Origin of the sequence: Metallosphaera javensis (ex Sakai et al. 2022), assembly GCA_021654415.1 — an archaeon.
GTDB lineage: Archaea > Thermoproteota > Thermoprotei_A > Sulfolobales > Sulfolobaceae > Metallosphaera > Metallosphaera javensis.
Genome location: AP024487.1, coordinates 48289 through 61568, shown reverse-complemented (window position 1 = coordinate 61568; position 13280 = coordinate 48289). Strand labels below are relative to the sequence as shown.

Genomic DNA, 13280 nt, shown 5'->3' with positions numbered 1-13280 from the left:
TACGACAACGTCATATTAAGAGCACTAATAGTAATGATAATCATGCAGCGCTCCTACAGTGATGTAGTGTGTGTATTATTTGAATATTTTACGCTAATTCTATGGCTCTTTCCAATTAAGAGAAGGATCTTGATTTTAAAATATTCCACACACTAATTCCAGACACTCTCTAATTACAATTAGTAAAGGAAACTTGAATGGCCTTGGAGACATAAATCACTCCTTTTCCTAAGTTCTATAATAATAAAGTATTCTTGGATATTTAGTTCCTATATCCGATTTGTCATGCCTATTTAATCTAGTTATATCGGCTAATATTGACTTTACTACTCTTGATGTAGTGTTAAACTTATTATTTTTCTCTATTTGTAATACTAAAAGAGGATGCTTTAGGGACCTCTTAGCTACTTCCCACAAATTCTCAACTGGTACCTCAGTTTCAGAAAACCCAATTATGCTTAAGATATTCTTAATAGTATCATGCTGTTGTTTCCCATGAACTTCCATTTCTATATGTGTAATAGTGGATAGAGCTTTTCTACCAGATTCTAGAGCCTTATCTTCTGCTCCTTCTATATCCATTTTAAGCATTCTAGGTGCTAAACGGTATTCAGAGACAATATCGTCTAATGTTATTGTCTTGACAGGAATACCTTGCGTTGATATATGAGCTCCTACTCCCTCTCCTTCTAAATACACTGTTTCCCCCGACAAATTATATAAAGCTTTTGGAACTATTTCTATGTTTTTAATATTATTTTGTTCAATATTTTCTTTTAATATATCTAGATTGATCTTTTCAGGCTCTATAGCAATTACTTTGCCACATTCACCACTTATTCTTGAAGCGATAATGGAAAATAATCCTATATTAGTGCCTGCATCAATAATAATATCGCATTGTCTGATATTATCAAATAGAAATTTGTAAGTATTTTCTAAGACTACTTGGTAAAAAGCAGCGAAATCGCTCATAGTGTCGTCACTAAGGTATAAATATTTGTAAAGGGAGTATTACTTATGGCCAGGAGGGGAAGGAAACCTGTCTACAGGGACGTTCCCTGTCCCTCTTGTGGAAGTAATCACGTGGTTAAGAACGGGAAGATAAGGGGAAGGCAGTTCTACCTGTGCAGGAAGTGCGGGAGGAAGTTCGTGGAGGGAGCTAAACACCATCACGATAGGAGCGTGAGGGAGAGGGCCCTCAGGATGTACGCGAACGGGATGAGCATGAGGGCCATCTCCAGGGTACTTCAGGTCCCACTGGGCACGGTATTCACGTGGATCAAGAGGTACGGAGGGAGGAAGTACGCGAAACTCGTGGAGCTGTGGAGGAGAGCCAGGGACGAGCTGAATGAGGGCGTGAAGGTCGTGGACGAGATGTGGACCTACTTCAGGAGGAACGCGAAGGCGTTTTACTCTTGGGTCTTCACGGGATTCGTGTAGTGCTTTACGGATTTTAACGTGGTGAGATATTCTTCAATAAAGCTCGTATTGAAATGAAAATCGTTCATAGATGAGCGATGACATTTACCTTAAAAGTGAAATTTAATTGGAAGATAATTGGGACAGAACTGAAGGACTTTTAGGTAAAATGGACTTGAAGGGATTTTCAGGAAAGTACTATTCGTGTTCTCCAGGAAGGGGATGTACGTCGTGTTCTCCGTGGGAGACAGGAGCGAGAACACGTTTCAGGAGCTCGCGCAGTGCCCGAGAAGGGGACCTGGGTTTCGGACGACTACAACGTCTATTTCCTCCTCCCCGAGCACAGGGTCGTGTCACCCGTTAACCCCAACGAGTCCTTCCACTCGTCCCTCAGGGACAGGCTCGTGAGGTTCAAGAGGGCAACCAAGGCAGTGAACAGGAGCTTTGATATGATGAGGTACTCCGTAGGTCTCGTTCTGTGGGAGAGAGGGCTGATCCCAGAATTTATACCTTAATGACGACACTATGACCTAGTCAAGCAAATTATATCTTACTTAAATATTAAATAAAATATCTACCTCAGTCTAATCTGCATTCCATAAATTCGTTATTATTGTTTTTGTATCTATAAGATATTAATATTTACTAAATTTCCTTGATTTTATAAATTTTTGAAAAGAACTTCTAAATATATACAAAATTAGGGACAAAATAAGCGGTAATATCACTATCATGCTATTTTCAATAATGGGAGTATAGCTTTGATTATAGTAAATTGTAATTTTATCGCTATATGGTTCAATTTTAAAGAGACTGTACCCATAATAATTACTCTTGTTTATTACTTTACCTCCATTCATTGCCCAATTTGATGATGACGATATCATAAAGTAAAGAAATATAGGCATAATAGACTTATTGAAATTATTAAAACTAATAATATAATGATTTAAGGAAACATATTCGACATCTAACGGATGGATAAGTTGCGTTATATTGCTAGAATTTAAAAGATCCCATATTGTATAATTCCGATAACTATAAAATGCTAATGAACTATTAATATTAGTTTCGTAAATAGAGTATAAAGTATTATTGTATACAAGTTTTACTAAACCAGCATTCTCATAAGTTGATACTCCTCTTAATAACTCTTGATTGGAGTATCCAGAGGGTAGCGTAGGATAAAAACTGTCATTATAATCTTTTTCTACTATAATATAATGAATGTTAAAGATATAAAATAAGTTTTTCATGTATAAAGTGGCATTATTAGATATATTTCCATAATATATATCTAAATAAGCAGTACAAATAGCAGATCTTATAGTAGGGGATGGACTATAATAACCCCCTCCAAGAATAATTTGGGACTTTAAAAATAATGGAAAAAGACTGGGCCCGTGATACCAATTTTCTGCGTTTTCAGTTTCTGATACTGGTAAAACTAAAATAGACTCATTCTGAGATGAATGAGAATTTAGATAATTTATAACGCTAAGGAAATCTTGTGGAACATGAACGCTCGAATAATCATAAACTAATGAATTATGATTATATGCGTTCGGACTTCCTATTAATACAATAAATATAAGTATAACAGGAATTATTTTAATAAAATAATTCTTTATATTTGATACTATCCTAATTAAAGAATAACTCCCAAATCCTATCAGATAAGCCATTAATATATTTTGAAAAGGGGAAATTTCTACATACTGTGTACGAAAATCAGCGAGAATAGGAAACTTAAAAAATAAGCTTTCCCAGAATTTCGAAAAAGGAACATTAGGCATAGAAATTAAAAATGAAAAAACTAAATACAATAGAATATAAAATATAATCTCACTATTTTTTCTAATTGAATTACTTAATAATGGTACAAAAAGGAAAATTAAATATAATAGAGAAATATAGTTTAACAAAGGAAATATCTGAGGTAAAATCAAATCTCTTAAAGTTACAAAAAGAGGCATACTATAACCATTATTAACCCAGTACAGATACGATACTTTCAAAAATCCTGGAGTAGTAAAACTGTTATATGTTTGAATGAACTCCGGAAACTTAATATAAATGAAAATTATTATAATTAGGATCAGAGGAATTAGTCTAACAAAAGACATTTTACGTATATATTTTATACTATAGAAAAAAAAAACTCCCAAGAAAAATTATCCCAGCCAAAAAATATATTGGATCAATAAAGATATACAAAATATACATAAATGGAATTAGAATAAAAAAATATATTAGAGATTGGTATAAATTATTTATAACAATATATTTTCTTAAAAAGTATACTATAACTGGCAGATAAGCATTTATATAAATAGTAGTGAGAGGATCAGTGTAAAGATTATTGCCAATATTTGGGCTTAATATATAAAATATGCCACTAATCATAGAGACTATATAGACTTTATAAGAAGTATCAATTTCCATTAAAACATCTCTAACAAAAAGATACACAAAAAAACTTGAAAGATCATAAAGAATAAGAAGGAAAAGTATCTCTGAATAAGGGACATTAGAAGTCATGTAAACTAAAAAATATTCCAAAAAAACTCCCAAAGTATAACCTGAAATTGAATTCATCCAAGGACAATATCCCATAATCATTGAATAATAATATTTTTGTGCTACTATAGAATTATAGTATGGAAAGATTGTAGCATCAGTTCCATACAAATTTCCTAGTCTTGTAAAATCTAGGGTAAGAAAGAAATTTACAATAGTTAATAATATAATCACATCAATGTTCGAAAAATTTAAAGGAAGCCTAGAGATCCGCTTTATAATTCTAGACATTTCGATATTCCTTATTGCCATATTACCTTATAAAGATTTATTTGCCTTGTAGAGAATGTTAAAGTTATAATTGAATTTTCTTAATATTTTTAAATTTGCATTAATCTTAAAAAATTGCTATTCTACATTAGTAATTGCTCAAGAGAGTGTCCGGATTGCATAAAATTCGGCCTATTTAACTAAGAAGCATAAAATTAATTACTTGTCTCAAGCCGACACCTTGAAAAAGGATTAAATAGTTCTATACAGTTTATATCGACTATTCTATATTAACAGGTCATTAGCATCCAGCACTACCCCTCACGTCCCAGGACGTTAGGGGAGTTGGACCGCTCGCAGTTGAGGAGGAGTCCTGCGCTGAATGGACAGGAAGTGGACCATGTTGTACGTTATGGCCATCATGTAGATGAAGGCCTCGTTTCTAACCTTGGTCTCAGCGTAGGGCCTCCAGTGCTGCTTAAGGAAGATCCCGAAGTGCTCCACTAGTACTTAGGTAAAGTTTTTATCTTGGTATTACTAATATAGAATGTGGAGGAATTAGAGAAGGCTTACAGGGAGGAAAAGAATGCTAGGATAAGGCAGAGAATACTGGGGGTGAAGATGTACCTCGTGGACGGGTTCAGGGAGTACAGGGTGGCCGAGGTCCTCGGGGTTTCGTACTCAACGGTGAAGAAGTGGGTCGCGAAGTACAAGAGGGGAGGGGTCGGAGCGTTGAGGGATAGGCCAAGGTCGGGTAGGCCCAGGAAGTACTCCAGCGAGGAGGTGAAGAAGGTGCTGGAGACAAGTCCCAGGGAGCTGGGATACAACCTGGAGGGGTGGACCATGAGGGCGCTGAACGCTGAGCTGAGGAAGAGGGGGATAGTTTACAATAGGTATCACCTTTACAGGGTAGTGCACCAGCTGGGGTACGGTTTCGTGACGCCCAGGCCGGTGAACGCCAGGGCCGAGGTGGAGAAGCACCGCGATTTTAAAAAAAGTGAAGGAACTGATGGGACGCAGGATAGCGTTCTTCGATGAGACAAGGGTGGTGGTGGGCACCACGGTGAGGAGGTGCCTCGCCAGGAGGGGTTCCAGGCCCAGGATCAGGGTGAACCTGGGCTTCCAGCACTTCTACGTCTTCCTCGCCCTTGACGCCATTTCAAGGAAGGTGCTGTACGCCCTCTACAACTCCCTCTCCAGCAAGAACATGAAGAGCTTCGTTTACAGGATGGAGAGGAAGTGGGGCAGGGAGACCAAGTACCTCGTCCTTGACAACCACTCCTCCCACAAGACGGGGGCTATCCTGGACCTGTTCAGGAGAAGGGGAGTGAGACCCGTTTTCACCCCAAAGTACTCGCCAGAGCTAAACCCTGTGGAGAGGATCTTCAAGGACCTGAAGTTCCACCTTGCGAACAGGTTCTTCAACAACGTGGAAGAGGCAAGGGAGGAGGTGAGGAGGTTCTTCGAGGAACATCACGATCAGTTTAATCTTGATGTGGTCCAATATCTGGATTTAGATGAAATAGAGGTAGAAAACAATGGATAAAAACTTCCACAAAGTACTAACGAAGGCCTTCAACTTCTCCACTTGCCCAAGGTTTACAGCGTCAAGCCTGTACTTCTCCATCATGATCTCCAGGCTGGTCTTCCCTGGAGGTAAATCCAGGAGGAAGGAGTCAACGAGCCACTCAACTCCCTCGTAGAGCGCGCTAGAAGGTAAATACACGGTTCCGCACTTGGCCTCAAGTTCGCTCGCTATCTCCCTGAGCAGGTCCCTCCTAACCCTCGCGAACCTCTCCACGAAGTCGAACAGGGTGGACTTCCCAACGCGTTCACCAACGAAAAGCCTAACTATCACGTCCGTGTTCACCAAGTTCACCGCGTCCCTCAGGGAACAACAATACACTACCATGACCACCAGCAACTTGAAGTAGGTGAAACTCCCCGGTATCCTCCTCTCCACCCTCGGCCTAACCATCTCCACCACGGGCGTTAGGAGGAAAAGGATTTTATCCCTGAAGGGCATATCCTCTACCGGGGGAACGGACATCACCACGTATTGTGGTTGGATAATCCTGGTGTTCATGGTATGATGTCCGTTCTCCCCCACTTAAGTATTACGCCACGATTCTACAGAAGTTCTATAATCTCCAAATATTTTCTCGTAGAATTTTTCTCAGTCCGGACACTCTCTGGAGTCCTTCAACTCCCTGGTGGAGAGGAGAAGATTCGGCAAGTACCACACGCCCCACAGACCTCAGATCGTCTGGGTCATAGCCGATAACTACAACATTTTGGATAATTTTTTACAAGAATGGAATAATATTCATATACTTTTCGTTTTCTTTACGATCTAGACGTTTCCACTCAATTAATCCTACATTGAATAATGAGAAATGAAGGAACTAGAATTCAATTCGCAATGGAGACCTGAATGGCCCTAAACTTTAATATTTATCTTTTACTTTGTGTTCTCAATAATTATTCCCATAAATTGAAATCCGTAACTCAACATATCGAAATTAATAATTAATTCATAGTATTTATTATAAAATATTGAACATCTAAATATGTATTAATATTTTTTGTCATTCAGTTATACATTCATAGTCTTCACAAAAGTTTAAAAGATCTATTTAATGAAATATTCATTTTTGTATCTTATTATATTCAGCAATCTATTAGACATGTTTTTGATTGAAAACATTTCTGCTTGTTTTCTAGCTTTTTCTCTTACACTATATTCGTAACTATTTTTAAAAATTTCTACAGTTTTTTGATATAATTCTTTTTCATCATTTACTAACCAGCCTGTTTGTCCATTAATTATTGTTTCTGAAGGACCCCCAGCAAATCTGTAGGCTATAACTGGAGTTCCGCATGCCATAGACTCAACAGGAATATAACCGAAGTTCTCAAAGGTTGTTGGATAAACAAGAGCTAGAGCATTAGAATATAAGTCGTTTAATTCCTCATCAGAGACGTTTGAATATACTTTAGCTCCTTCTATATTATATCCAATAACAATTAATTTAATCTCTCTAGCTAACTTTTTGATAACTTCTACGCTAGTGGGATAGCCTCTCTTCAAAAAAACTAATATATATTTTTCTTTTTCGTTTATTTTTAGTTTTGGCTTATATTTCTCGATATTAATGGGAGGATATATTATATCTGTTGGAGACCTATCATAAAAAAGAGAGATAATATTTCCTGTAGTTTTACTATTTGCTAAAACTAATGGATACATTTTTACGCTTTTGCTGAATTTTAAATTAATATATGGAATAATCATAGCACCGATTTTTCCTAAAGTTTTTACCTTTGAATAGATAGGAGGCCAAATAAAAAGTGAGGCTATTGCTCCTTGACTCCAATATATTATTTGAGAGTTCATTTTGACATGCTTGATAGTGCTTACAACTAAATCATTTGCAACTATTGCGGTATCTTCTTTTGCTACTTTTTTAGCTAAATATTTACTTATTTTTTCTAGAAGAAATTCAGTCATTAAATCTTTCAAGTTTTCATTTCCTATTTTTTTGTAATCTATATTTATTCCTAATTCCTTTGTTAATTCCTCTTTTATATCATTACTAATATAGTATGTTATTATCTTAACGTCTTCACCAAGCTCAAGAAGTCCTTTTGAAAAGTTTATTATTGCTTTACTTTGTCCATCATACTTTTTTAGGTGAGATGCTATAAATATAACCATAATTAGCAATTACTTTAAAGGTAAATAAGGATTGATTAGAGTGTGTCCAACAATATTGCTATAATAGACAAAATTTAAGTTGGGCCAGGACGGGTTGATTCTGGGTGAGAGCGTGAAGATCGCGTCTCTCCCCGTCCTGACCCAGATAATGTGTTACCTTCTCAGGGTTAATAACCTTGAGCCCAGGTTCCACTCCCTGGAGGAGGTGGCGAGGGCCCTTGCTGGTTACTACCTGGGCCACTCGCTCAGGAGGTTCAGGTTAACCAGGAGAGAGTGTCCGGACTGAGAAAAATTCTACGAGAAAATATTTGGAGATTATAGAACTTCTGTAGAATCGTGGCGTAATACTTAAGTGGGGGAGAACGGACATCATACCATGAACACCAGGATTATCCAACCACAATACGTGGTGATGTCCGTTCCCCCGGTAGAGGATATGCCCTTCAGGGATAAAATCCTTTTCCTCCTAACGCCCGTGGTGGAGATGGTTAGGCCGAGGGTGGAGAGGAGGATACCGGGGAGTTTCACCTACTTCAAGTTGCTGGTGGTCATGGTAGTGTATTGTTGTTCCCTGAGGGACGCGGTGAACTTGGTGAACACGGACGTGATAGTTAGGCTTTTCGTTGGTGAACGCGTTGGGAAGTCCACCCTGTTCGACTTCGTGGAGAGGTTCGCGAGGGTTAGGAGGGACCTGCTCAGGGAGATAGCGAGCGAACTTGAGGCCAAGTGCGGAACCGTGTATTTACCTTCTAGCGCGCTCTACGAGGGAGTTGAGTGGCTCGTTGACTCCTTCCTCCTGGATTTACCTCCAGGGAAGACCAGCCTGGAGATCATGATGGAGAAGTACAGGCTTGACGCTGTAAACCTTGGGCAAGTGGAGAAGTTGAAGGCCTTCGTTAGTACTTTGTGGAAGTTTTTATCCATTGTTTTCTACCTCTATTTCATCTAAATCCAGATATTGGACCACATCAAGATTAAACTGATCGTGATGTTCCTCGAAGAACCTCCTCACCTCCTCCCTTGCCTCTTCCACGTTGTTGAAGAACCTGTTCGCAAGGTGGAACTTCAGGTCCTTGAAGATCCTCTCCACAGGGTTTAGCTCTGGCGAGTACTTTGGGGTGAAAACGGGTCTCACTCCCCTTCTCCTGAACAGGTCCAGGATAGCCCCCGTCTTGTGGGAGGAGTGGTTGTCAAGGACGAGGTACTTGGTCTCCCTGCCCCACTTCCTCTCCATCCTGTAAACGAAGCTCTTCATGTTCTTGCTGGAGAGGGAGTTGTAGAGGGCGTACAGCACCTTCCTTGAAATGGCGTCAAGGGCGAGGAAGACGTAGAAGTGCTGGAAGCCCAGGTTCACCCTGATCCTGGGCCTGGAACCCCTCCTGGCGAGGCACCTCCTCACCGTGGTGCCCACCACCACCCTTGTCTCATCGAAGAACGCTATCCTGCGTCCCATCAGTTCCTTCACTTTTTTTAAAATCGCGGTGCTTCTCCACCTCGGCCCTGGCGTTCACTGGCCTGGGCGTCACGAAACCGTACCCCAGCTGGTGCACTACCCTGTAAAGGTGATACCTATTGTAAACTATCCCCCTCTTCCTCAGCGTTCAGCGCCCTCATGGTCCACCCCTCCAGGTTGTATCCCAGCTCCCTGGGACTTGTCTCCAGCACCTTCTTCACCTCCTCCCGGTACTTCCTGGGCCTACCCGACCTTGGCCTATCCCTCAACGCTCCGACCCCTCCCCTCTTGTACTTCGCGACCCACTTCTTCACCGTTGAGTACGAAACCCCGAGGACCTCGGCCACCCTGTACTCCCTGAACCCGTCCACGAGGTACATCTTCACCCCCAGTATTCTCTGCCTTATTCTAGCATTCTTTTCCTCCCTGTAAGCCTTCTCTAATTCCTCCACATTCTATATTAGTAATACCAAGATAAAAACTTTACCTAAGTACTAGTGAGGGCTAAGTTGAGGGCCAGGACGAGAAGGAGGTTCCAGGGAAGGTGGACCAAGAAGCGGTCGAGGTCGTACTTCGGGTTAAAGGTCTTCCCGCTCGTCTTGCCCGCCCTCTTCGTCCACGGACTTGAGGTCGAGTTCGCCAACTTCTCGGACGCTAGATGTAGGCTGTCTAGAAGGGGACTTAAGCTTGTGGACAGGGGCTTCAAAGAACGCGGAACCTTCGTCCATCCCCGCGGTCCATGGAAGTACCTTCGCCCCTACGTGGAGCACTTCGGGATCTTCCTTAAGCAGCACTGGAGGCCCTACGCTGAGACCAAGGTTAGAAACGAGGCCTTCATCTACATGATGGCCATAACGTACAACATGGTCCACTTCCTGTCCATTCAGCGCAGGACTCCTCCTCAACTGCGAGCGGTCCAACTCCCCTAACGTCCTGGGACGTGAGGGGTAGTGCTGGATGCTAATGACCTGTTAATATAGAATAGTCGATATAAACTGTATAGAACTATTTAATCCTTTTTCAAGGTGTCGGCTTGAGACAAGTAATTAATTTTATGCTTCTTAGTTAAATAGGCCGAATTTTATGCAATCCGGACACTCTCTCGAGTTCGTTGACGACCTTCTCACCAGGTGCAGGAACAGGTTCCAGAGGACCCTCTTCCTGGTTGACGACGGGAGGGTGACCAGGGAAAAGATCAAGGAAATAGCCCGGGGAGAGTACGCCTTTGACCAGGAGTACGTGAAGCTTCCCTACGCTGAGGCAATTTACGAGCTCAGGGAGCTTGCAGCCCTCGTCCTGGAGCTCCAGGAGAGGAGGGAGAGGCTCGTGAAGGAGATGGAGAAGATCGTCCCGGATCACGCTATCTTCACCATCCCAGGAATAGGAGCGATCACGGGGGCGGTGATCCTGGCCAGGGTCGTGGACTTCTCCAGGTTTCCCTCAGCTGAGAGCTCCGTCTTCTGCGGTCTGGATCCCGTGGTGGAGAGGAGCGGATCTAGGACCACGTCCAGGGGAATATCCAAACGTGGTGATCGCTACCTCAGGAAGGCGCTCTACATGGCCGCGCTGGCCATGATAGCCAACAGGAACAACCCCGTCACCAGGTTCTACGACGAGCACAGGGACAGGCTTCGCGGTAAGAAGATGGTGATTGCCTGCGCCAGGAAGCTCGCGAGGATAGTGTGGAGCGTGGGCTACCACAACAGGCCCTTCGAGGTCAGGTAGGGGACGTGACGTCCCGCTTTCGTGGGTAGTCAGGGCTATGCACGATTTTCAGGTCGAAAGGTTTATTACTGAACACTTCTACCCTCACGCGTGACGCCTGTCACCAGGAGGACTCCCTTCCCCTGAGCTTGACCCACTTCCTCTCAGCTATCACGTACTGGAAGTCTCCCTCAACCTCAAGCTCGGGGGTCCAGAGCCTCGCGTTCATCTTCCCTCCCAGCACCGAGTAGAACGTGAGTTCCTGAGCACAGCTTCCTCCTCCCCCCTCAGCAACTCCCTCTCAACCTCCGTCCTCACCCTGCCCTTCCCGTCATACGCGGGCAACCTCACGCTCATCCACCTGAGCCTGTACTCAATCCTCCTGCCCTCCATCACCACCGAGAAACCTTTAAGAACCTGTACCTCGCGTATCCCCTCCTCTTGATCCTCTTCCCCCTCGCGTACCTCGGGCTTACCTCCTCCGCCTCCCTCATCGCTAGCTCCTCCACCTCCTCAACAGGTTTATGAGCCAGTGCTTAGGAAATACTGGGTCGAACACGATGTGTACCAACTCCTCCTGGAGTTGATACGCGGTTTGTATCTGAGTCGAGGTCATGGTATGACATCGTGTTCCCCTTAAAGTATTACTGAAAAATGATAGATTGATTTTGATCTTCTCACGTAGATTAACTAATTACAATTCGCAATGGAAACCTGAATCGCCCTGACCACTTAATTCAACTCATTTATCTATACTTCTCTATCAGAATAAGCCGAACATTGTGCGTTACTGACTCTCTCAACGCAGGTTATGGCAGGGACGGGGGCGTGAAGATTGTCATCAGTTTTGTGCCATATGGAGGTTCTCAACTGGTGTCTGCAGAGAACGGTCCTACCATACCAATTCTCTCGTTGAAGACACTGTTAACCTAGTACAGAGTGGACAGGGCAGTTCTCAGGATGGATTGCGAAGGATATGAATATAACTTGTTGGAGGATGATGTCTTGGAAAAGATTGTGATGATACAGATGGAGTATCATTACGGATATAGGGACCTGAAGGAGAAGCTTGAGGGATGCGGATTCTCAGTGAGATATACTGAACCTAGGAAAGGAAAAGTGATGGAATTGGGTTTCATTTATGCTGAGAGATCATCTACCGCAGAGAGAAGGTAAGGCTTTAACTAGGGGTTAGTGTATGGAGAACTCTTACTCATGAAGTATACTAATCTTATGTTTATAGCCGTTAGAAAAGTAAATGGTAAGTTTAAAACTATATATTTAAAATTAATAATTTAATATTGATATCATAAGTATTTACCTAAAATGAAAGGAATACCTCTAGATAGGTAAAGAATATAAAGGATGAGTTTGTCTTTTATAGTTCCTTTGCATATATTCCTCTTTTTCCTTTTTATAGATAGAAAATTATTATATTTTGTTCCTCTCAATACGTTGATGGTCTTTCCATATCTGTAATATTTTCTAAGTATTTCGAACAATGAAGAATCGCCGTAATGATAAATTAGTGGATCTTTCACAATGTTGACGTCTGAGGAAATCTTTGAAGCTTCATAGTAAATTAATTCATGGTCAGGAAATACTACATCATAGAATTTTTCACCTAAATTGTTGAGGAGAGAGGTGAACGATTTAGATAGAATTTTTGAGTTAAAATATCTTGGTAACGCAAATCCTTTAATTGATTCGACAGAATTACAATAAATTATATTATCTTTATCAAGTTGAGCTCCTTTAACCCAGATTGATTTTCCCCCTTCTGCCACTTCTGTTTCATGGATGATTGTCATATCGCTCTTTAAGGAGGAAAGCTTTAGCAACGCGTTTTTTTCTAGGTATCTTGTTTCGTCTAAAATCAAGGAGAAGTCGCCATGAGATTCGAGGTGAGCCTGGTATCTAGCGTGTAACAGCTTTGAATTTTTTCCTTCAACCTCCTTAAATCCATATTCTTTAATTAAGTCTGAAATTAAAGGCGGACCAGAATTTACTATGATGACCTCATAATCTTGAAAAGATTGTGAACGAATGGATTCAAAGACATCGCGTAAATATTTGCCGTGAAGTACTGGGATCTCTATCGAAATCATCATTAAATATTAAACTAAGAGAGATAAAACGCTATCATCTAATAGAGTAAGCAGTTTATTATCCACGTCTAAAGGGTCGTTCAGG

Annotated in this window: 14 protein-coding genes and 4 pseudogenes; 9 read left to right on the top strand and 9 right to left on the bottom strand. The window is 41.4% G+C overall.

All coding sequences use genetic code 11. The features are described from left to right. Positions 1-228 precede the first annotated feature (228 nt). Positions 229-975 (bottom strand): FkbM family methyltransferase, encoded by a 747-nt coding sequence (locus QVC96_RS00345; protein WP_287689622.1) that lies wholly within the window; start codon positions 973-975, stop codon positions 229-231. 45 nt (positions 976-1020) lie between these two features. Here QVC96_RS00345 and QVC96_RS00340 point away from each other — a divergent pair. Together QVC96_RS00340 and QVC96_RS00335 are read left to right on the top strand one after the other, a co-directional pair. Next, positions 1021-1440, top strand: a pseudogene (locus QVC96_RS00340) (IS1/IS1595 family N-terminal zinc-binding domain-containing protein); the annotation flags it as partial. Positions 1441-1626: 186 nt separating this feature from the next. Further along, a pseudogene (locus QVC96_RS00335) lies at positions 1627-1937 on the top strand (IS1 family transposase); the annotation flags it as partial. A gap of 2611 nt (positions 1938-4548) precedes the next feature. Here the strand turns inward: QVC96_RS00335 and QVC96_RS00330 are convergent. Then, a complete protein-coding gene (locus QVC96_RS00330) occupies positions 4549-4716 on the bottom strand; it encodes a hypothetical protein (protein WP_287689441.1) in 168 nt (55 codons plus the stop codon). A gap of 45 nt (positions 4717-4761) precedes the next feature. Between QVC96_RS00330 and QVC96_RS00325 the strand changes: the two genes are divergently transcribed. Both QVC96_RS00325 and QVC96_RS00320 read left to right on the top strand, forming a co-directional pair. Then, complete coding sequence (locus tag QVC96_RS00325) at positions 4762-5250, top strand: helix-turn-helix domain-containing protein (RefSeq protein ID WP_238027283.1); 489 nt, start codon at positions 4762-4764, stop codon at positions 5248-5250. Beyond that, complete coding sequence (locus QVC96_RS00320) at positions 5222-5758, top strand: IS630 family transposase (protein ID WP_287688805.1); 537 nt, start codon at positions 5222-5224, stop codon at positions 5756-5758. Before QVC96_RS00325 ends, QVC96_RS00320 begins: the two co-directional genes overlap by 29 nt. On the opposite strand, the gene QVC96_RS00315 is transcribed toward QVC96_RS00320, so the two are convergent. Continuing rightward, positions 5726-6298, bottom strand: coding sequence for a hypothetical protein (locus QVC96_RS00315; RefSeq protein WP_287689620.1), 573 nt, complete (start codon positions 6296-6298; stop codon positions 5726-5728). The two genes, QVC96_RS00320 and QVC96_RS00315, sit on opposite strands and share 33 nt — an antisense overlap. A gap of 546 nt (positions 6299-6844) precedes the next feature. Then, complete coding sequence (locus QVC96_RS00305) at positions 6845-7930, bottom strand: glycosyltransferase (protein WP_287689621.1); 1086 nt, start codon at positions 7928-7930, stop codon at positions 6845-6847. Between the two features lie 148 nt (positions 7931-8078). Between QVC96_RS00305 and QVC96_RS00300 the strand changes: the two are divergent. Beyond that, a pseudogene (locus tag QVC96_RS00300) lies at positions 8079-8198 on the top strand (IS6 family transposase); the annotation flags it as partial. Positions 8199-8306: 108 nt separating this feature from the next. After that, entirely contained in the window at positions 8307-8879 is a 573-nt protein-coding gene (locus tag QVC96_RS00295) for a hypothetical protein (protein WP_287689620.1), read from the top strand. On the opposite strand, the gene QVC96_RS00290 is transcribed toward QVC96_RS00295, so the two are convergent. Genes QVC96_RS00290 through QVC96_RS00280 form a run of 3 tightly spaced genes read right to left on the bottom strand, consistent with a single transcriptional unit; the run spans position 8847 to position 9835 of the window. After that, positions 8847-9383: an IS630 family transposase gene (locus QVC96_RS00290; protein ID WP_287688805.1), complete on the bottom strand. Its 537-nt coding sequence runs from the start codon at positions 9381-9383 to the stop codon at positions 8847-8849. The genes QVC96_RS00295 and QVC96_RS00290 overlap by 33 nt on opposite strands. After that, positions 9355-9480 carry a hypothetical protein gene (locus QVC96_RS00285; protein ID WP_287689619.1) on the bottom strand — a complete coding sequence of 42 codons (126 nt, stop codon included), beginning with the start codon at positions 9478-9480 and terminating at the stop codon, positions 9355-9357. Before QVC96_RS00285 ends, QVC96_RS00290 begins: the two co-directional genes overlap by 29 nt. A 19-nt stretch (positions 9481-9499) precedes the next feature. After that, a complete protein-coding gene (locus tag QVC96_RS00280; RefSeq protein ID WP_287689618.1) occupies positions 9500-9835 on the bottom strand; it encodes a helix-turn-helix domain-containing protein in 336 nt (111 codons plus the stop codon). Positions 9836-9892: 57 nt separating this feature from the next. On the opposite strand from QVC96_RS00280, the gene QVC96_RS00275 reads away from it, so the two are divergent. Both QVC96_RS00275 and QVC96_RS00270 read left to right on the top strand, forming a co-directional pair. Next, positions 9893-10312, top strand: coding sequence for a hypothetical protein (locus tag QVC96_RS00275; protein WP_287689617.1), 420 nt, complete (start codon positions 9893-9895; stop codon positions 10310-10312). Positions 10313-10466: 154 nt separating this feature from the next. Continuing rightward, positions 10467-11108 (top strand): transposase, encoded by a 642-nt coding sequence (locus QVC96_RS00270; RefSeq protein WP_287689616.1) that lies wholly within the window; start codon positions 10467-10469, stop codon positions 11106-11108. Between the two features lie 118 nt (positions 11109-11226). On the opposite strand, the pseudogene QVC96_RS00265 reads toward QVC96_RS00270, so the two are convergent. Continuing rightward, positions 11227-11623 (bottom strand): annotated as a pseudogene (locus tag QVC96_RS00265) (IS256 family transposase); the annotation flags it as partial. A gap of 403 nt (positions 11624-12026) precedes the next feature. Between QVC96_RS00265 and QVC96_RS00260 the strand changes: the two are divergent. Next, the gene (locus QVC96_RS00260; RefSeq protein WP_287689615.1) at positions 12027-12263 is read left to right on the top strand and encodes an FkbM family methyltransferase; all 237 of its coding nucleotides are present in this window, start codon (positions 12027-12029) and stop codon (positions 12261-12263) included. Between the two features lie 131 nt (positions 12264-12394). Here the strand turns inward: QVC96_RS00260 and QVC96_RS00255 are convergent, their stop codons facing one another. Continuing rightward, the gene (locus tag QVC96_RS00255; RefSeq protein ID WP_287689614.1) at positions 12395-13195 is read right to left on the bottom strand and encodes a glycosyltransferase family 2 protein; all 801 of its coding nucleotides are present in this window, start codon (positions 13193-13195) and stop codon (positions 12395-12397) included. Positions 13196-13280: the final 85 nt, after the last annotated feature.

What these genes read in the sequence shown, in the direction of transcription:
- QVC96_RS00345 (WP_287689622.1), bottom strand. Translation starts at nt 975, where the DNA reads ATGAGCGATTTCGCTGCTTTTTACCAAGTAGTCTTAGAAAATACTTAC.
- QVC96_RS00305 (WP_287689621.1), bottom strand. Translation starts at nt 7,930, where the DNA reads ATGGTTATATTTATAGCATCTCACCTAAAAAAGTATGATGGACAAAGT.
- QVC96_RS00290 (WP_287688805.1), bottom strand. Translation starts at nt 9,383, where the DNA reads ATGGGACGCAGGATAGCGTTCTTCGATGAGACAAGGGTGGTGGTGGGC.
- QVC96_RS00320 (WP_287688805.1), top strand. Translation starts at nt 5,222, where the DNA reads ATGGGACGCAGGATAGCGTTCTTCGATGAGACAAGGGTGGTGGTGGGC.
- QVC96_RS00315 (WP_287689620.1), bottom strand. Translation starts at nt 6,298, where the DNA reads ATGAACACCAGGATTATCCAACCACAATACGTGGTGATGTCCGTTCCC.
- QVC96_RS00295 (WP_287689620.1), top strand. Translation starts at nt 8,307, where the DNA reads ATGAACACCAGGATTATCCAACCACAATACGTGGTGATGTCCGTTCCC.
- QVC96_RS00270 (WP_287689616.1), top strand. Translation starts at nt 10,467, where the DNA reads ATGCAATCCGGACACTCTCTCGAGTTCGTTGACGACCTTCTCACCAGG.
- QVC96_RS00255 (WP_287689614.1), bottom strand. Translation starts at nt 13,195, where the DNA reads ATGATTTCGATAGAGATCCCAGTACTTCACGGCAAATATTTACGCGAT.